The sequence below is a fragment of the Niallia sp. FSL W8-0951 genome (assembly GCF_038006525.1).
GTDB lineage: Bacteria > Bacillota > Bacilli > Bacillales > Cytobacillaceae > Niallia > Niallia circulans.
Window position 1 is genome coordinate 3,576,857 of sequence record NZ_JBBOVK010000001.1, and the last position, 19,344, is coordinate 3,596,200.

At 35.9% G+C, this 19,344-nt stretch carries 17 protein-coding genes; 10 read left to right on the plus strand and 7 right to left on the minus strand.

Going from position 1 to position 19,344, the window contains the following annotated elements; translation table 11 throughout:
- The first annotated feature begins 137 nt into the window (after positions 1 to 137).
- The gene (locus tag NSS71_RS17475) at positions 138 to 302 is read left to right on the plus strand and encodes a hypothetical protein (protein ID WP_162837582.1); all 165 of its coding nucleotides are present in this window, start codon (positions 138 to 140) and stop codon (positions 300 to 302) included.
- Positions 303 to 344: 42 nt separating this feature from the next.
- On the opposite strand, the gene NSS71_RS17480 is transcribed toward NSS71_RS17475, so the two are convergent.
- Both NSS71_RS17480 and NSS71_RS17485 read right to left on the minus strand, forming a co-directional pair.
- On the minus strand, positions 345 to 1,211 hold the full coding sequence (locus tag NSS71_RS17480; protein WP_047942669.1) for a DMT family transporter: 867 nt from the start codon (positions 1,209 to 1,211) through the stop codon (positions 345 to 347).
- A gap of 197 nt (positions 1,212 to 1,408) precedes the next feature.
- Positions 1,409 to 1,852: a C40 family peptidase gene (locus NSS71_RS17485; protein WP_061800816.1), complete on the minus strand. Its 444-nt coding sequence runs from the start codon at positions 1,850 to 1,852 to the stop codon at positions 1,409 to 1,411.
- 238 nt (positions 1,853 to 2,090) lie between these two features.
- On the opposite strand from NSS71_RS17485, the gene NSS71_RS17490 reads away from it, so the two are divergent.
- Positions 2,091 to 3,062: an exonuclease domain-containing protein gene (locus NSS71_RS17490; protein WP_341151882.1), complete on the plus strand. Its 972-nt coding sequence runs from the start codon at positions 2,091 to 2,093 to the stop codon at positions 3,060 to 3,062.
- 204 nt (positions 3,063 to 3,266) lie between these two features.
- On the opposite strand, the gene NSS71_RS17495 is transcribed toward NSS71_RS17490, so the two are convergent.
- Positions 3,267 to 3,554: a TMEM164-related integral membrane acyltransferase gene (locus NSS71_RS17495; RefSeq protein ID WP_082810100.1), complete on the minus strand. Its 288-nt coding sequence runs from the start codon at positions 3,552 to 3,554 to the stop codon at positions 3,267 to 3,269.
- A 683-nt stretch (positions 3,555 to 4,237) separates the two neighbouring features.
- Here NSS71_RS17495 and NSS71_RS17500 point away from each other — a divergent pair.
- Entirely contained in the window at positions 4,238 to 4,426 is a 189-nt protein-coding gene (locus NSS71_RS17500; RefSeq protein ID WP_047942675.1) for an aspartyl-phosphate phosphatase Spo0E family protein, read from the plus strand.
- A 39-nt stretch (positions 4,427 to 4,465) separates the two neighbouring features.
- Here NSS71_RS17500 and NSS71_RS17505 read toward each other — a convergent pair whose 3' ends face one another.
- Positions 4,466 to 5,488 (minus strand): homoserine dehydrogenase, encoded by a 1,023-nt coding sequence (locus tag NSS71_RS17505; RefSeq protein WP_047942677.1) that lies wholly within the window; start codon positions 5,486 to 5,488, stop codon positions 4,466 to 4,468.
- Positions 5,489 to 5,624: 136 nt separating this feature from the next.
- Here NSS71_RS17505 and NSS71_RS17510 point away from each other — a divergent pair, with 136 nt between their 5' ends.
- A complete protein-coding gene (locus tag NSS71_RS17510; RefSeq protein WP_047942678.1) occupies positions 5,625 to 6,122 on the plus strand; it encodes a sigma-70 family RNA polymerase sigma factor in 498 nt (165 codons plus the stop codon).
- On the plus strand, positions 6,115 to 7,257 hold the full coding sequence (locus NSS71_RS17515) for an anti-sigma factor (protein ID WP_047942679.1): 1,143 nt from the start codon (positions 6,115 to 6,117) through the stop codon (positions 7,255 to 7,257). Before NSS71_RS17510 ends, NSS71_RS17515 begins: the two co-directional genes overlap by 8 nt.
- 46 nt (positions 7,258 to 7,303) lie before the next feature.
- Here NSS71_RS17515 and NSS71_RS17520 read toward each other — a convergent pair whose 3' ends face one another.
- Positions 7,304 to 8,719, minus strand: a complete 1,416-nt coding sequence (locus NSS71_RS17520) for a SpoVR family protein (protein ID WP_047942681.1) — start codon at positions 8,717 to 8,719, stop codon at positions 7,304 to 7,306.
- A 315-nt stretch (positions 8,720 to 9,034) separates the two neighbouring features.
- Complete coding sequence (locus NSS71_RS17525; protein WP_047942683.1) at positions 9,035 to 11,035, minus strand: penicillin-binding transpeptidase domain-containing protein; 2,001 nt, start codon at positions 11,033 to 11,035, stop codon at positions 9,035 to 9,037.
- A 235-nt stretch (positions 11,036 to 11,270) separates the two neighbouring features.
- Between NSS71_RS17525 and NSS71_RS17530 the strand changes: the two genes are divergently transcribed.
- The 3 genes from NSS71_RS17530 (at position 11,271) to NSS71_RS17540 (ending at position 14,312) form a co-directional block, all read left to right on the plus strand.
- Positions 11,271 to 11,651 (plus strand): thiol-disulfide oxidoreductase DCC family protein, encoded by a 381-nt coding sequence (locus NSS71_RS17530; RefSeq protein WP_061800821.1) that lies wholly within the window; start codon positions 11,271 to 11,273, stop codon positions 11,649 to 11,651.
- Positions 11,652 to 12,038: 387 nt separating this feature from the next.
- Positions 12,039 to 12,911 carry a helix-turn-helix domain-containing protein gene (locus NSS71_RS17535; protein ID WP_053215703.1) on the plus strand — a complete coding sequence of 291 codons (873 nt, stop codon included), beginning with the start codon at positions 12,039 to 12,041 and terminating at the stop codon, positions 12,909 to 12,911.
- Between the two features lie 321 nt (positions 12,912 to 13,232).
- Complete coding sequence (locus NSS71_RS17540; RefSeq protein ID WP_047942685.1) at positions 13,233 to 14,312, plus strand: C40 family peptidase; 1,080 nt, start codon at positions 13,233 to 13,235, stop codon at positions 14,310 to 14,312.
- Positions 14,313 to 14,339: 27 nt separating this feature from the next.
- On the opposite strand, the gene NSS71_RS17545 is transcribed toward NSS71_RS17540, so the two are convergent.
- The gene (locus NSS71_RS17545; RefSeq protein ID WP_047942687.1) at positions 14,340 to 14,525 is read right to left on the minus strand and encodes a hypothetical protein; all 186 of its coding nucleotides are present in this window, start codon (positions 14,523 to 14,525) and stop codon (positions 14,340 to 14,342) included.
- A 290-nt stretch (positions 14,526 to 14,815) separates the two neighbouring features.
- Here NSS71_RS17545 and NSS71_RS17550 point away from each other — a divergent pair, with 290 nt between their 5' ends.
- Positions 14,816 to 16,429: an SWIM zinc finger family protein gene (locus NSS71_RS17550; RefSeq protein ID WP_047942690.1), complete on the plus strand. Its 1,614-nt coding sequence runs from the start codon at positions 14,816 to 14,818 to the stop codon at positions 16,427 to 16,429.
- The gene (locus NSS71_RS17555) at positions 16,416 to 19,262 is read left to right on the plus strand and encodes a DEAD/DEAH box helicase (protein ID WP_047942692.1); all 2,847 of its coding nucleotides are present in this window, start codon (positions 16,416 to 16,418) and stop codon (positions 19,260 to 19,262) included. The genes NSS71_RS17550 and NSS71_RS17555 overlap by 14 nt, the downstream gene beginning before the upstream one ends.
- Positions 19,263 to 19,344: the final 82 nt, after the last annotated feature.

The window sequence follows — 19,344 nt, forward strand, 5'->3', positions numbered from 1 at the left end:
AGACATACTGATCCCTCCTCATAGTCGTAACATATCCTATGTGGCATTCAATATTTGGTGCCTAATTATCTTTTTGGGACTAACTCTCTTTTGTTGGAAGTGAATACATTAAAAGGAGAAATGAAGGAGGGGTAAAGATGAGATATGAATTTAACCCGAAGGTAAAATTATTACTGCAAAAGCATTCTAATGAAACTGTGTATATGACCTATATCAACCATAAATGGACAATGCCAAAAATAACGATAAGGCCGCCATATTTTAAAAAGCCAGTTTATGAATTACATTTTCCAAAAGTATAAAAAAATCAAAGGAATGGATCTTTTCCATTCCTCTTTTATGGGCTAATTCCCTGATTCACTTACCTTTCGCTTCAAAGCAGCATGAGCTTGTCCCCAGAAGATAAGTAAGATACCAATAATCTGCAGAAAATCAGGACGATATGCTGTTAAGACAATATCCATAAAAATCGCAACTGCTGGATCGATAAATACTAGGATTGCAATTGTCCCAGAAGACAGCTTTGGCAAGCTGCTAAAAAACAAATAATACACAAACCCTGTATGGACGATCCCAGTTAATAAAATATAAAACCAATTTTCGCCCGTTAACTGGCTAAAATAATCCCATTGGACAAGCGGCAATAGCATGAGAACCCCGACTCCTGTTTGGATAATGGTTGTTAATATAGGATTTAATTTTGAAATTTTCTTGCCCATCAAAGTGGTTAATGCATAAAATAAGGCTGCTCCAAATGCCCACGGCAATCCAGCTGACATAAGACTTTCTAAAGACAGATAATCTTGCATTCCCCCAACTAATAATGTTCCGATAAAACATGTAATAACCGTCAGCATTACTTTTAAAGTGATCTTTTCCCGATAAAGAAAACTTCCCAGTAACACAACTAGAACCGGTGCCAAATGATAGATCGAAACGGCAACCGTTACGGACATATGCTCAAAGGAACGAAAGAAGAAGACCCAGTTAACAACGAGAAACACACCACACAGGACACTAAAGCCAATCTCCTTTTTCTCCACCGCTTCTTTTTTCTTATTTGAAAATAAATACACCAAACTTAATACGACACATGCACAAATGCATCGAATAAATACAAGTTCGATTGATGGCAAATTTGTTTTGGCAGAAAAATAGCCAACCGAACCAAATATGGCCATCGATAATGCAAATTTCATTGCTGCACTCATATTACTCCCCCAAATTCTTTCCAGTTGCTCATTTTACTCTTAATGATATAGAAAAATTGGTCTTTTTGGAATATGTTGGGGGTATTTTTTCAGTTTATTTCGTAAATTCTTTAAATACTAGCAAAGCTGAAAAGCAAACTCTATTAAAATGAATGTAAATCCATTCAGCAAACAGAAAAACCCTTTCTAAGAAAGGGCTAAATTCTTTTTGCACCATAATATTTTGTTTTCCAATAAGAGTTAGATAGCTTGTCCACTTTTACTCCTTTGGAGGAGGAACTATGGATAAACTGATTACTTCCTATGTATATGCCGACATGAGAGGCACCTTTTTTATATGTTTCAAAGAAGATTAAATCCCCTTTTTGCAAGTTTGCTTTCTTAACTTTTTTCCCTTTTTTGTACATGCTTGCGGTTGTTCGTGGCAGTGATTTGCCGACCTTTTTGTAGCTATAACCGACAAAACCGGAGCAGTCAAAACCTTTTGGAGACGTTCCTCCGTATTTATATGGTGTTCCAATGTAATTTTTCGCAACAGTAACAACTGATTTCTTTGAAGCAGCACTTGCCTCAGGTGCAGTAAATATGCCGGAAAATAACAAACCAAATGACAGGAATGACATAACAAGAACTTTTTTCATGTAGTGACCTCATTTACCTAAAATATTATTCCCAAGGCTTCCTTCTATCAACAAAATCTATCTTCTCATATTATTCAGATAATTAGGTTACAGCTTGATAGAAATTCGATTACAAATCTATTACAATATTATTTAAGAATAACTTTCCTGTGGTTCCAATATCTTCTTGTTAGCTAATTTCTCTAAAGAAAGGAGCGAACATGATATACTAATAGAAAAAAGAAGGAGCGTATAAACAGTGGATTTTATTGCTATCGATTTTGAAATTGCGAATGCTGATATGGCAAGCGCCTGTTCCATTGGATTAGCATATGTAGAAAATAACGCGATAATAAAAGAACAATATTTTTTAATAAAGCCGCCAAGTCTATCATTTGATCCAAAGTTTGTAGCGGTTCATGGAATAACAGAAAAAGATGTTGAGAATGCAAAGAGGTTTCCAGAAGTATGGGAACTAATAAAAGAAGATATTTCTTCCCATACCATCATCGCTCATAATGCCCAGTTTGATATGAGTGTTCTTTATGCCTGTCTAGAAAAATATCAATTGGCAAAACCAGACTTTTCCTATATTTGCAGTATTCCTATTAGCAATCGGGCAACAAGAGGAGCAAAAATTGGGCAATCATTGAAGGATCGGACATCTTATTTTGGTATTTCTATGCAAGAACATCATCATGCAGGTTCCGATGCGCGAGCATGTGCAGAGCTAGTAATCGCTTGTATTCACTCGAGAAAGAAGAATTCGTTAAGTCATTACTGTGCTTCCTATCCAACTCTTCCTATAAAACAATTTTCTGAATTAAAACCACAAAATACTTTTGGAAGAGCAACTAATTTTTCCAACAGAAAACCATTCAAGAAATTTGCTTCCGTTTCCATATCGGAAATAACACCAACAACGGATTCCTTTGATGTGGATCACCCGCTATATGAAAAAAATCTTGTATTTACTGGCGATCTGCGTACACTAGAACGGAAAGATGCGATGCAGCAAGTGGTTAATGTTGGAGGCATTATTAAAAGTGGTGTCAGCAGCAAAACCGATTATTTGGTGGTCGGTGACCAAGACCAAAAGCTTGTGGGATCTGAAGGCATTAGTTCTAAAGAAAAAAAAGCGTATGATTTACAAGCAAAAGGAAAACCCATAGAAATTATTAATGAACAGCAATTTCTAGCACTATTAAAAAAAGAACGAGTCAATCATTAATCAAATAGAAAGTCTGTTTCTTCCCCACTAAGAAGCAGTCTTTTTTATTATCCTTGCTTTCCCTTTTCCATCGAAAGGAAATAAACAAAACAGAAAATAAAAAAAGGCGACTGTCCCAAGATCAAGTATGTTATATGAACTAAATAATCAATCATATAATTACCGTCTGTATAAGTATTAATAATCCACGCAAGCACTGCACTGCTATTTAGGACAAAACGAACCCTTTTTAGTCGGTTTATATTGGTGGACAAGCACAAAATAAAGACAAGTCCATATAATAAGAATGTGCGTAACAAAAAAGTGAAAATAGCGGAAATGGGGATAACCTATAAATAACTCTGGTGTGAAAATAGCCATCAATGCGCCAATCATGCCGAAAAAATAGACAACTTGAAAAACAAACTCCCATTTTGTAATTAGAAGCAGCAAACAAAGCACTAAGCTAATAGAACACAGATGGAACGGCAGTATAAAGAAGCATCCCATCATCCATCCTTATACATCCAATAATCATACATCACCTCTAAACCAAGTAACAATACAAAGAAAGTAGACTAAAAAAATGATCATTTGGATGTTATTCCGAAAAAAAGCAAGTAAAATTCCCCCTATTATAAGAATACCTATCATGATGAGAAGAGAAACAGAAAATAATTCAAAGGGGAAATCATCATAAAGATGGCCGTACCATCCCTTCCTTACCACCATTCTCCTTTCTGATATTTTCCGAAAAAAAACTTTTTCCAAATTATTTTTAAAAACTATGTATAAAAGTTTAATAGTTTGGGAATATTATAGACAAATACTACTGAAAAGAAAAAACCATTTTTGAAGGAGAGGATTATGATGAAACTACAAACAAATACTGCAATGACCGATTTTATTGACAAAGATAAATTCGAATTAGAATCCTACCTTGAATATTTATTTAATCTTGCTTCGGAAAAATAATCTGAAGGATACGATGATTTTTCATCATTAAAAAATCATCGTATCCTCCAGACTCCCTTTTAGGTGAAATGATTAGATATCGCTTTTCTTCTCGCAAAAAAGGAAAATTATTCAACAAGTCATTCTCCTACATTTTTGTAAATTTAATAGAAAAAGTACTTATTTTTTCCAATTTAATTTGGTAAAATAATAAAGCAATCTATAAAATATAGGAGCTTTAAATGATAATGGTACTTTCTCGAATGAATATAGAAAACGTTTGTGAACTTATGGACACAATCGATTCTTTAAAAATACAATTGCTTAAATATGGGATTGAAAAAGGATTAGATGATCCCAATACCATTCAAATAAGTGAACTGCTAGATACATATATTGTCATGTATCAGAAAAAACTGGCTCAAAAATAGACAAATATACATAGTCCTCCTGCAAATCCTCTTCTACATTTATTCCTGCCGAATAAGATTAATCATATCTTTCATCGCTGCTGCTGCTGCGCCTCTCGGATGTGACGCACCGCCAACACAGCAAATGGCTCCCATTTCTTCCGTTTCAAACAAGATTCCTTTATTTGTTCCCTTTACATGGATTAACGGATTTTCAGGAGGAATCATTTCAGGTTTTACTTGTAAGATAAACTTATCTCGTTGCTTTTTCGCTGTTGCAATTAACTTCCACTCACAGCTATTTATTTTGGCACGCTGTATATCTGCTTTGGTAATCTTGTCGATGCCATCGATATCCACATCTTCTAAAGTTAGATTCGTATGAAGTAAACCATTTGCTAACAGCAATATTTTGCATGCACTATCCAACCCTTTAATATCTAACTCAGGATTTTTTTCCGCAATTCCATTTTCCTGTGCTAACTGTAATGCTTTTTCAAAAGTCAGGTTCCCCTCTGACATACTTGTCAGGATGAAATTGGATGTTCCATTTAGAATCCCTTTTATCGATTGAATGGTACTGCCTGCCAAACTAAATTCACCGATATCTAATGTAGGCAGCGCTGCTGCCGTAGCTCCACTATACTTAATATGACATCCTTTCCCTTTGGCAATGGCCAGTAATTCTGGCAAGCAATGAACAAGCGCCCCCTTACTGACAGATACAATATCCATATTTGCCTCGAGCGCTTTTTTTATGTAAGAAAGGGCTGGTTCGCCTGTTTCTATATTCGTAGGAGTACACTCTACAAGAATATCTCCTTTAATGGCTGGAGATTCAAGCACTAAATCTTTCATACTAGCATATTGCGAAATCCCAATCGAACCTGTTGGGAGCTGATGCAGTATAGATAAATCCAATCCTTCCGATTCATAGACCATCCCTACAGATCCAACTACTCCAGTTACCATCAATTCTGTATGATATTGTTTTAGGAACAGTTCTTTTTTCCGATACAATAATTCGATAAATTCCTTCCCGACTGTGCCATATCCCGTAACGATTATCCTTTTTTGTTTCATTGTTTCAACTATTCCTTTCTTTTATTCTTGCTATAGACTTCTTTTTTTTCTGTTATATTCCCTTTATTTTGGATTAAATATTTTTCACTGTAACTTTTCATCTCATTAAACGTGTTATAAGTGATAGGGGGCGAAGATGAAGGATTCAATTGATTCTATTTATCAAACTTATTTTAATGATATTTATTATTTTCTCCTTTCACTCTGCCATAATCATCATTCTGCAGAAGACTTAGTTCAAGAGACATTTTTCAGAGCACATCTCTATCTGGAAACTTTCCAAGGAAAAAATGTGAAGGCCTGGCTTTTCACGGTGGCGTATCACGTTTTTATCGATCAGTTTCGAAAAAATAAGCGACTAGTAGTCAAAGAGAATGATTTCTTTCAAGAAAAGATGGATAACGCGCAAAGAACAGAGGAGACAGTCTTATTAAAAGAAGAAATTCAAAGAGTGATAAACATGCTAAAAGTATTGCCTGAAAAACAAAGGATGGCCGTATTACTAGCAGACTTCCAAGAACTTACAACAGAGGAAGGTGCCATGGTAATGAACATTAGTCCAACCTACTTTAAAGTTTTACTCTTCCGAGGGAGACAAACAATAAGACAGAGGGGGAAACAAATTCGTGAGTGAAGAGTACAAAAAAAGGTTAGAAGCATATAAAAATGGGGAACTTTCAAAAGAGGAAGCAGCAGAAATAGAGAAAGATTTAGAAAAGATGGAGCAATATTTTCAAGTTTTTGAGGAAGCAGAAATGAGCAATCATCATCAAGCCGCACCACTCCTGATTGATTCAAAAAAACAAAGAAGAATAGTAAGAAGAGGAAAGTGGATGGCCCGATTTCAAACAGCACTCACTGCATTAGGACTAATCATTCTTTTCACCATTCTTTCTTCCATTTTCACTGCTGTTTATTACGCTTGGGGCACCCCTGATAGAACAGATGTATACCGAAACATTATTGATTTAACCCTTACTGTAACAGATCCCTATGGGCAGTACAGTGGAACAAGTGCAGCTACAAAGCCTTACTTTGGACTGGAAACAACAACAGATATTGAAAAAAGAGTCGGGGATGAAATCTATAAAACGGGGGAGTATAAAACAAAATTTTTCTTTTCACTCATGGGAATGCCTGAAAAGAAAACACAGGGAGTCATCTCCCAACAACAAGCCTCCTTTTCCTTTTTACCAAAAGAGTCATCCCCATCGGAATGGAAGCGACTAGAAAAAGTAAAGAATGGCACTGTAGCGTCTGTTTATTTGTCCTTCTCTGAATTATTATCAACAAATAAAGTGTTTGATTATTTAAAAGATAGAAATATAGAAATTATCTGGTTTGCTGTTGATACAGGGGTAGAGAATAGAGACGAATTTGGTATAGATCCAATTGGCTTTCCTAATAACCCTATTTGGCATGATGATGATATGATCACAGATTCAACCAAAAAAGAAGGAAACTTTTGGTTTTCCATTGAATCTAGCTCCTCTAGTTCGCCAGAGTATACAGTAGGAGATGCGGAGATTCTGCATAAACAGTTTCTAAAAACACTTACATTTCTAGAACCGTATGAAAAAAAGGCGGAGAATTTTTATTTTGGTCATTTAGAATTAAATAAACGAATTGCTTATATGAAAAAAAATGGTATTAATCATTATGGGGTTGTTATTACTGGTCCTACAGAAGAAATACTCAAGTTAAAAAAAGAAAGCTGGATAAAGGAAATTAGTATAGATGATATAGCTTTTTGGAATTGGGATGAATAAAAGAAGAACCCACAGGACTCAATAAAGCTCTGTGGGTCTATTTCTCCTATAAATACTTCCGATGCAGCGCTTTTCCATCATAGCTATAAAGAAGCGGTTTATCTTCTACTACCGTCTCCATATGCACGCCTCTTCCCCATAATTGATGAATATACGGAAGAACCTTTTCTAAATATTTCAAGTCTAATTCAATTCCCTCGAAGCCATGCTTTAAGTACAGCTCTCCATTTTTATTATAATCACCATCATTGACTGTAATATATGGGAAACCCCCATTAACGCGCATGCTCACTAATTGATCCCGGACTTGTTCCCATGCCTTGTCGACAATTTTATAATCTCTTCCTTGCTTTTGGAACAAATACATATCTTCTCTCATGACAAGATCTTTGGTTAAATAGTTTCTCAGAAAAGAAATATCTGATTCTATTTCCCGAACTTCAAACATTTTTTCTCGCCCTGATCCTGGTTTAACACCTCTTTGCTTCATTTCTTCTGTTGGATTATTATAGCGTTCCTCGATATCTTCAAATATCTTTAAACCTAGATAATAGGGGTTAATGCCCGTTTTAGACGGCTGTACTACACCAGCATTCAGCTTTGCAAATTCAATGGCTTCCGCACTTGTTAAATCTAATTCTCGAACAATCCGCTGATGCCAATAGGATGCCCAGCCCTCATTCATGATCTTTGTTTCTAACTGTGGCCAGAAATAAAGCATTTCTTCGCGCATCATGGTTAAAATATCCCTTTGCCAGTCGCTAAGCTCTCGACTGAAGTTTTCAATAAAAAGTAGTAAATCCTTCTCTGGCTGGGGCGGGAATTTCTTGGCTACTTTTTTCTTCGGCTTCTTTGGTTTATTTCGGTCGTCCAATCCCCATAATTCATCATAAGGTGTACTTGTTGGTTCCTCTTCCTCCACAAATTCTACATCGTCCATGGACCAAGCTAATTTAGGTCTCATCAAGCTTGGGTCAATATGTTCATCAATGGCTAATACCGCATCCAAAAACGTTTCCACTTCCTGCTTCCCGTATTTGATTTCATATTGACGAATTCGATCAGCAGTTGCGGCCATACTTTCCACCATTTCTCGTTTGGTATTTTGAAATCGAACATTATTTTTAAAGAAATCACAGTGTGCCAGAACATGGGCAACGATAAGCTTATTATTTATTAAGGAGTTACTATCAAGCAAAAAAGCATAACAAGGATTTGAGTTAATGACTAATTCATATATTTTGGATAGGCCTAAATCATAATGTAATTTCATTTTATGAAATTGCTTTCCGAAGCTCCAATGGGAAAATCGAGTAGGCATTCCGTAAGCACCGAATGTATAAATGATATCCGCAGGACAAATTTCATATCTCATTGGATAAAAGTCTAGTCCAAATCCAGTAGCAATCTCGGTGATTTCTGCAATGGCATATTCCAATTCCTTTTGTTCTACCTCATTCATTCCGCTCTCTCCTTTCACCGTTTAAACTAATGTATGAAAAAAAAAACGGAATCATGAGTAAATTGAATAGAAATTGAATTGGATAGATCTTTTATTTATTGCTTGTGTAGGTGTTGGCGAAATGATTTTGGAGTAAGTATGATGCTGTTTTTGTTGGACTAGCTGGATATTGGCTTTCATCACGGGTATGAACGCATTTTTTCTGTCACTCCTTCTACTTTTTAGCTTTCATCCCACCTGTTGCCCCTCCCTAATCCTTCCTGTCTACTTTTATGAAAAAAAAAGGAGCATTCCCACAGAACACTCCTTTTCTCTTTATTCTATTATCTCTTTTACCTTTTTCACAACGTATCCAGAGCTGCCTTTATCTTGTACGCTTTCCATCATCATTGCAATCAAGAGGTTCTTATTGCCTTTATCATAGGTAACATACCAGCCGTTTTCTGTTCCCTTTTCGCCTTGCTTTTCTTTTAATTCAGCTGTACCTGTTTTTCCTGCGAATGTTTTCCCGCTTATTTTTCCGGCACGTGCTGTACCGTGAGGACTTTCAATAACCTGTTGTAAGTCATCAGAAATGGTGTTGGCTACTGATTCGTCCATGATTTTTTCTTTCCAAACCTTACTCTTCTCTTCACTATCTAATAATACAGGTGTTATTAGATTTCCACCGTTAACAAATGGTGTGTATGCTGTCGCAAGATGAATCACACTCATTTCCACATGCCCTTGGCCATATCCTGAGTCTGCTAAAAGCTGCTCTGTATCTAATTTGCCATAGGTGGATGTTTCAATTGGGTAAGCATAAGTAAACGGTTCTTCAAACCCGAATTTTTTTAGTTCTGCTGCAAACTTATCTTTACCTAAATCAAGTGCTGTCTGCGCAAAGTAAATATTATCACTATATATCAAAGCATCCGCCAGATTTACAGGCTCTGAGCTTGTATGCACTCTTGTGACATAATAACCGCCCCAAGATTTATCCTTCTGCCACTTCTTAGTGGTAATCTTTCTTTCCTGTTCAGGAGTAATGACGCCCTCTGTTAATGCAGCAGCTGCTACAAGCGGCTTCATAACAGAACCAGGAGCATATTTATTTTTAAAGCGATTGGTAAAAGGATCTAGCTTATTATTATCATATGCTTCCTTCTCAGACGTTGTCAGGCCAACAATCATCTTGTTTGGATCAAATGCGGGACTGCTGACTAACGCAAGTGTTTCCCCTGTTTGCGGATTAATAGCTGTAGCTGCACCTGCTTCGCCATCCATTTTTTCATATATTTCCTTTTGCAAGTCTGCATCGATTGTTAACTTTACATTTTCACCATTCTTCACATCTTTTTTCGCTAAAGTAACTGTACTGCCGTCGGCTTTTTTAATAGAAATTTCTTCGCCATTCGTGCCTTTCAATCGTTCCTCCAGCACTTGCTCTAAGCCTCTTTTTCCAATTACATCTGTGCTTGAATAACCCTTCCCTTTATTCTCCTCCAGCTCTTCTGCTGTGATGCTGCCAATGTAGCCAATTAAATGGGCAGCACTTTCGCCAAATGGATAAATTCTTCCTTTGGTATCTTGCTTCTGCACACCAGGTAATGCAAAGAGTTTATCTAAATAAGCACGATCTCCTGTGGCAACTTTCTTTATTGGAACAAAAAAGCTCGGTTGGACCCAATCTGCTTGGATCGCTTTCTCTATTGTTTCTTTTTTAATATCCAAAAGCTTTGCTAGATTACTTATGACAGCATCTGGATTGTCTCCCATTTGTTCTGGAACCAGCCCAACTTCATAAATAACTCCATTCATGGCCATCGGATTCTCATTTTTATCCACAATACTACCGCGTTCTGCTGGAATCGTGTTGACCGAAATTTTATCATCAGGACCTAACTCAGAAAATATATAAGTAGTATCCCAATTTATATACCAATTCTCGTCTTTGTCTCGCTCTTCTTTTACAAGCGTGGCCTGATTATCAAAACTGATTTCTCCTGCCATACTGTTCATTTTAACCGAAAATGGAATTTCTGCTTTCTCTACTTTATCAAATTTTTCGTCGTCTGAAGGTTTCTTATATGTTATCTCTAAATCTTTAATACTTAAGTCTTTGTAAATTTTTTCATATCTAGAAACAAATTCTTCTTCCGAAACATTTTTCTTTGCTTCTGTTGATAAGAAAGCATACATTTCTTTGAATTTTTCGTCATTCCACAGTTTTATATATTGTGATAGCCGTTCATCTGGGGTAGGATCATTCTTATTGCACCCTGTTACCACTGCTATCAATACAAATATCAGTAAAAGCATCCATCTCTTTTTCATTCCTATCTCCCCTTCTAATCTACTACTACTAGCGTACCATTTTTTCATAAAAACGGAAAAAGAATTACATACAAAATGGTCATTTTTTTATTTTTTCTTTCCTGCATCCTGTATATTATTACCTTTCTGACAAAATAATAACTTTATTACGAAGACCAATTGAAAAAATTACAGATCGTTTTTAACATACTTTTGCTTCACCATTTGCTAAAATACAGACTAAGGGGGGATATAGATGATTGTGTTATTTGATGGGGTTTGTAATTTATGCAACAAAAGTGTGCAATTTATTATTAAAAGAGATCCACATAACCAATTTTTCTTTGCTTCCTTACAGAGCGAAACTGGAAGAAATCTATTGAATAAATATCATTTATCTGAGGTTGATAGTGTTATCCTTTTAAAAGAAGATAGATACTATTTAGAATCGGATGCCGCTTTAGAAATTTGCAGCCATCTTACAGGTGGATGGAAGCTTCTAGCTATTTTAAAAGTAATCCCGCCTTTCATCAGAGACCCTCTTTATCGAATTATTGCTAGAAATCGTTATAAATGGTTTGGCAAACAGGATTCCTGTATGCTTCCAACAGAAGAAATGAAGAAGCGCTTTTTATAGTTCCCTCACATTCTTGCCTTTTCGAATAAAAAAGACCGCTTTCTCATCAGAAAACGGCAGAAAATTGGAGATAAAAGGACTACTCGTAAAACAGATATTGGGGTTTAATAGAAATCTCAAAATTTCTATTAAAAATGCTCAATTAAGTTTTATTATGCGAATAATTAGAAGGCGTAGGTGGGCACTTCTAAAAATAGCAAAAATATTCTTAATATATTGCAGTAAAAACAATTAAATCATATTATTAAGATAGATGAATTCTTGATTTCAAAGTAAATTTCGGCATTTTAAGGCATTTAGCACTGTTTTTTTGCAAAAATCTTCAAAAATATAACTTTAGGAATATCATTAAAAAAAGGTGAGCTTTTCTATGTAGGAGTGAAGCGATTGAATTTTTCAGCGGTTGGGGAAAAAATCAAGGAATTACGAAAGCAAATGGGACTATCACAAAAGGAACTTTCTCACAATATTTGTACACAAGCGCAAATAAGCAAGATTGAAAAAGGAGAAGTACTTCCATTGTCTTCTACTCTTTATCTTATTTCTAGGCGATTGGGAGTAGACGTAAATTACTTCTTCGATATTGGTACGACCCCCAGACTAGATTATGTGGAAGAAACTTTTCGGCAATTAAAAGCAGCTAGAAGGAATACTGATTATCATACAATAAAACAAATTGTAAAAGCAGAAGAAAAAAATCCTTTATTTACGCACCATAAAAAAAACTATCAATTGCTGCTTTGGCATAAGGCAATTTATGTATTTGAAATCGACCGTGATTTTAATCGAGCAGTAAAGCTTATTAATGAAGCAATTGAACTTACCTTTGACACTGTCTTCACAGAAAGAGAAATAGAAATCTTTATTAGTAAAGGAATCTTTCACTATGAAGAAGGATTTATTGATGATTCCTTGACCATTTATGAACAAGCATTTAAAGCGATCAACCAGCTTCCCTATTTAAAGGATGATACGATTAAAAGCAGATTATATTTTAATATCGCGAAATCCTTAACAGATCAATCCATGTTTGATGCATCCATTACTTATTGTAAGGAAGGGATTGATTGGGCGATACAACAGGATAACCTTTATTTGCTGGCTCACTTTCACTATCATATCGGATATAACTATGAATTACAAAAGAATTTTGACCTAGCTATTCCTTATATGCAAGATGCACTAATGATTTTCCAATTAGTAAAAGATCATCGATATACGGATTATATCGAAGGAAAAATCCGTAGCTGGCAAACATAATATATGTATTATATAAAGATGTCCTCCAACTATTCTCCCCTACGAATCGTGAAATAGTTGGGGGCATCTTTTTTCTTAAGCGGGGATAACGATCATTTTCCATCGCCTCTATGCTATCCGCATATATACCTAGTTAGTTATTCCCTGTTTATACAATCAGTTTCATCTCCAGCAACTAATGTCCTAATGATAAGATTCTATGAAAAATTACCTATTTTCGTAAAACGTTATCAATTTTATTAAAATAAAAGGTCAATAGTCTGATAGGTTATGGTAAGATAGATATACTATAGTTTAATCATTAGGAGTGAGTGATAAAAAATGAAGAAGAAAGTCACAGTATTGGCAACTACGGCTATTCTGTCAACCACTTTCGCAGCGAATGCCTCTGCTAGTACTTATGTAGTGAAAAAAGGGGATACTTTAGGACAGATTGCGAAGAAATTCAATACGACTGTTAATGACATAAAGTCGCAAAATAATCTTTCCTCAGACCTTATTTTAATCAATCAAGAATTATCTATTGGCGATGATTCAAAATCTAGCAGCAATACAACTAACGCTAGTAAAACTTCTACGAAGACAAGCTCAAGTGCCAAGACATATAAAGTTGTTTCAGGAGATTCCCTTATTAAAATAGCAAATCAGCATTCTATTTCTTTAGGAGAGTTACAGCAATGGAACAATCTATCCTCTTCGCTTATCTATCCTGGTGATATTTTATATGTTTCCAAACCTGGAAATGCTAATTCCAACCCGTCTAGTAACTCTGGAAGTAACAGCAATACAGCTGTAAAGGAAACTACAACTGCTTCTACAGGAACTTATACGATTAAAAGCGGAGATACTTTAAGTAAAATTGCTTCTACGTATAAAATGTCTGTAAGCCAACTAAAGCAATTAAATAATCTAAATTCTGATTTGATTTTCCCAGGACAAAAATTGAAGGTTACTGCTTCTGAAAAGATAACTAACACTGGAAATACTAATCCCTCTTCTAATAAACCGACTCTTATTTCTAATGGAAACAATGGACAATCCTATGCTTCCAAAGTCGTTTCGGTCTCTAAAAGTCTAGTTGGCATTCCATATGTTTGGGCAGGCTCAACTACTGCAGGGTTTGATTGCAGCGGATTTGTTTACTATGTGTTAAATCAAAGCGGTAAATCAATTGGACGTTATTCTGCTGAAGGCTACTATGACCGCAGCTATTATATAGATGTTCCAGCTGTTGGAGATATTGTCTATTTTAAAAATACCTACAAACAAGGTATCTCTCATTTAGGTATTTATATTGGCAACAATGAATTTATTCACGCTGACTCAAGCGGCGTTCGTGTTACAAGTTTAGATAACTCATACTATAAAGAGCATTTTGATAGTTTTAAACGTTTATATTAACAGATAATAATAGAAAGGGCTGTCTATTTAGCGGGCAGTCTTTTTTGTATGCTTTGGGGTTGGCTGATATATCCCTACTTTGGCTGATATACCCACTACTTTGGCTGATTTACTCCTTGTTTTGGCTGATATACCCACTACTTTGGCTGATTTACTCCTCGTTTTAGCTGATATCTCCACTACTTTGGCTGATATACCCTTACCATGGAACAAATATTCCTCCATTTTGCTAATATATCTTCCAATCTCGCACCATTCAGCGCCGAGCTTTTACCAAACTGCGTATATTTTTTCCTACTTTCATTGTCTATTCTCTTCATTCCCTATATTCGTTACTTCAAAACTAGTATCCAATTACGCTCTTTTACTTCTCTTCTTCTGTCCTCTACCATCTCTATTCAAAAAGCGTTATAATTAAAGAATGGACTTTTTTGGTGCCTCTACTTCTTAGAGCACATCTTTAAGCAAAATTAATCGATTTACCAATATGGGAGGGATACATTATGCTTCTAGAAAAGTATTTGGAGCCAGTGAATTTTTGCGCAGAAAACTTAATGAATTTATTGGATGCAAATGATCCCCAAATGAAAAAGGTTGTGGAAAAGGGACTGCTTCTGTACAGACAAAGCTTTGTCTATCAGGTCAAGTTCTCCAATGAATTGGTGACGGGAATGATCCAAGATGTAACGCCTGTAAGGGCCACTTTAGATTTGGATTATGTTCAACAGAGCTCTTGTACTTGTCACGCAGAAGGATTTTGTCGCCATCAGCTCGCTCTATTTTTCTATTTACTTGCACAAGTTGGGAAAGTGTCCACTTGGTTGGAAAATTGGCGTAAACCAATTGAGAATGCGGAAATGTTAAAAAATCTCGGTATTATGCGAGCAAGTGACTTACTGAAGGAAAAAGAAGACAAAGAGCCAAATTATACAGATTGGATTGAAACATTGGAAAAGAGTTTTCAATCCCTTATGGAGACAAATCATAACAAACCATATCTGATTGCGGAAACGTATTATATTTATATACGAAAAATAAAAGCAGCTACTCCTCTCCAAACAGAGTGGAAGCTCCTTTATTTAGTTATCGCCCATGTATTTACTTTTAAACAATTATTAATAGTTAGTAAAAAACTAGATCATAATACACAAACAATCAATCGCTATTATCGACATCTTTTTCATGATTTAATGAATAGCATCGAGGATAACCTCTATAAATTATCAAACTTTACCTTTCCATTTGCGTTTGACGATTTTTTAATTAGTCTAAAGGATGATATACGAGCAATTCTTACCATCCAGCCAATATTAGCATTTGAGTGTATACAGCTTTATCGCTTAATGTGGACGGATCTTTTCGCCACGAAAAAATGGAGACAGGATGAATTGACACAATTGTCAGCGAACAGCGACCCAAGCTTTTCCGAAAAAATTGCCATGATTCACCTAGAAATCCTTCTTCAAAAAGATGAGAATGCCCTTAAAATCATTCAATCACTTGATACACAAGTTACTTCGTATATGCTTTATTGGATTGATTATTTATCGAGTCGCAAAGCTTGGAAAAGAATGGATTTATATATACCAGCATTTATTCAAGAACTGAAAAATTATATATGTACAGATGATGATGACGATTATTGCTACGAATTTACACAGATGGCAATCCGAGCGATTCTCCCTTATTGCCTAGCTATGAATAAAGAAGACTTACTTGAAAAAGCATATATTCATACACTTCCATATAGCTACCGCAAATATGAGGATTTTCTGTATGAGAAGAAACAATTTGATAAATGGATGGATCTGTTTACCATGATGGGATATGGACTAGATCATCTTCACAAAGAACAAATAAAAACGCTGCAGGAATATGATCAATCATTATTGCTTTCCTTATATCATCGTTCGATTCAAGAACATATCGAAGGGAAAAATAGAGAGCATTATCGAATCGCTGTCCGTCAGTTAAAAAAACTGCGTACCCTTTATAAAAAGCTGAAAAAACAAACCGAATTCGAGCAATTCTTATTGGTTATCTTAGAACGTACGAAACGATTAAGAGCCTTTCATGAAGAATGTAGAAAGGGAAAGTTAATCCATGCTGAAAACTAACTATCTAAAAATAAATGTTCATTACTATGAGAATAGAGGATTTTTTTTAACAGGAGAAATAGAGAATCGCTATCTATATCCTAATTATTGGAAAAAACTTCTTTTTCAGCAGCATCAAGAGAGCTATTATGGAACTATCCTAGATACTGTAACAATTGATGAAATAGAAGGCGTATTATTAAGTGGCTGGCAGTTGGTGACTTTGCTTGCTACTGAAGGGTTTAATCGTTATGTAGATTGGGATTGGAATGATACTGCACAGGTTTGTCTTGCTGCTGCCCCAAGTATTTTGGAAGCTATTAAACATAAAGAATGGATACCGGATTTCAGCCAATGGGAGGTTGGCAATTTCCAATGGTCCCTGCCCAATCGTATCATGGATGAATTTGACCCGAGCTTTTGGGAAATGGAACTTCACGATGAGTTGGCAGGTCAAACAAATAACGATTTTATCCAGCAATGGTTCCAGCATTCGCTCAATCATTATTTGGAAGATCATCAAGAGACAAAACAAAATTTCCATGCAAGAATCCAAACATTAAAGAATGCAAATATTCCTTCCGAGCAGCTGGCTGCTTATTTCACTGAAGATAAATGGCAGGAATGGATGGGGTTAAAAGAAACAGACTATCCATTCACGCTAGGAATCCGTCTGGAAGAACCAACTGAAATCGATACAACTTGGGATTTGGATATATTTTTACGATCAAAGGAAAATCCTGATCTCGTTGTGGATATACATGATGAAAGTAATATGCCGAAGAAGTGGTTAAACTTTACCTCCTATATTGAGGAAGAACAACAGCGCTGGCTCCTGCTTTTCCCATGGCTAAAAGGAAAAAGCGGGATAACCAATCAATTAACAGAAGAAGAAGCTTGGCTTTTTTTATCAGAAGCTAGTGAAACATTCCTTGCCCTTGGAGTGGATATTCTTCTTCCTTCTTGGTGGCAAGCAATGAAGTCAGCCAACTTGAAAGTGAAAGCAAAGGTTTCGAGTACAAGTCATCGTCCATCCTTTGTAGGGCTACAGGCAATGCTGGATTATAATTGGCGCTTTTCTATGAATGGCGTCACCCTCTCTGAAGATGAATTCAATAAATTAGTGGAGGAAAAACGCCGTCTTGTCTTTATTAAAGGTCGTTGGATTAAATTAGATCCCGCTTTTATTCGGCAAATACAGGATTTAATGAAAAAAGCTGAAAAAGAAGGTTTGCATGTCCGCGATATTATTGAGCAAGAGTTAATGCAAGCGGAAGAACAACAAAATGATGAGCTAGAGAATCCGAAAACATTTGCAAGAATCCAAATCGACCTAAATAGACAATGGAGAACGATGATTCATCAATTAAAAGAAGTAAAGAATCTGCCATTAGAAGAAGTTCCACACAGCTTTTTAGGCGATTTACGTGCTTATCAAGTGCTTGGGATGAGCTGGCTTCTCTTCTTAAGAAAGTATGGATTTGGAGCCATTTTAGCAGACGATATGGGACTAGGAAAAACAGTTCAGCTTATTTCTTATTTATTAAAAGTGAAAGAAACAGAAGCAGAACTAACAACACCAGCTCTTATCATTTGTCCTACTTCTGTCCTCGGCAACTGGCAAAAGGAGTTAGAGCGATTCGCACCTGATTTAAATGTATATCTCCATTATGGAGCTAATCGCTTAAAAGATGAGGCCTTTTTAAATAGAGTACACGAAGCAGATGTAGTCTTAACCTCTTATGGATTAACACATATCGATAAGCAAAGCTTCGAAGAACTCACATGGAGTACCATTGCAATCGATGAAGCACAAAATATCAAAAATGCGCAGACAAAGCAATCAAGAGCTGTGAGAAAATTAAAGGGAGCACATTATATTGCGCTCTCTGGAACACCGATGGAAAATCGTCTCAATGAGCTTTGGTCTATTTTTGATTTTACTAATCACGGTTATTTAGGTAGCCTCGGACAATTTCAAAAGCGCTTTGTTATTCCGATTGAAAGGGAAAATAAACCGGAACAAATCCAGCAATTGCAGACACTGATTCGTCCATTCTTATTAAGAAGAACGAAAAAGGATGAAGAGGTTGCCTTGAATCTCCCTGATAAACTGGAGCAAAAGGAATATTGTCCTTTAACGACGGAGCAGGCTGCCTTATATGAACAATTAGTTACCGATACATTTGCCCAAATTGAGCAGCTCTCTGGATTCGAGCGGAAAGGTCTTGTCCTACAAATGTTAAGTAAATTAAAGCAGTTATGCAATCATCCTGCCCTTTACTTAAAAGAGCAAGCACCTACTAGCTTAATTGATCGATCAGTAAAAATGGAGAAATTGGCAGAACTGACCGATACGATTTTAGAGAGAGGTGAAAGCTGCCTTATTTTTACACAATATATTGAAATGGGACATATGATTCAGGAAATGATGAAGAAAAAGTTCAGCATCGACGTTCCATTCTTAAATGGCAGTATGTCCAAGCAACAACGTGATCGCTTAATTGACCAATTCCAAGCTGGAGAATTTCCGATTTTCCTCCTTTCCTTAAAGGCTGGAGGAACAGGATTAAATTTAACAGCTGCCAACCATGTTATTCATTATGATCGCTGGTGGAATCCTGCTGTAGAAAATCAGGCAACAGACCGTGCATACCGCATTGGCCAGACTCGTTTTGTTCATGTTCATAAGCTGATTTGTACAGGAACATTAGAGGAAAAAATTGATGCGATGCTGGAAAAGAAACAATCACTAAATGACCAAATTATCCAAAACGAAAATTGGATGACCGAGTTAACAACAGATGAATTAAGGGATTTGGTGTCATTGAATGAAAACCCAGCAGCCTTATAGGGTGCTAGCAGAGAACAGAACCAAATGGATAATACAGAAGACATGAATAAAAACCCCAGCAAGGATATGAATTACTCGGTAT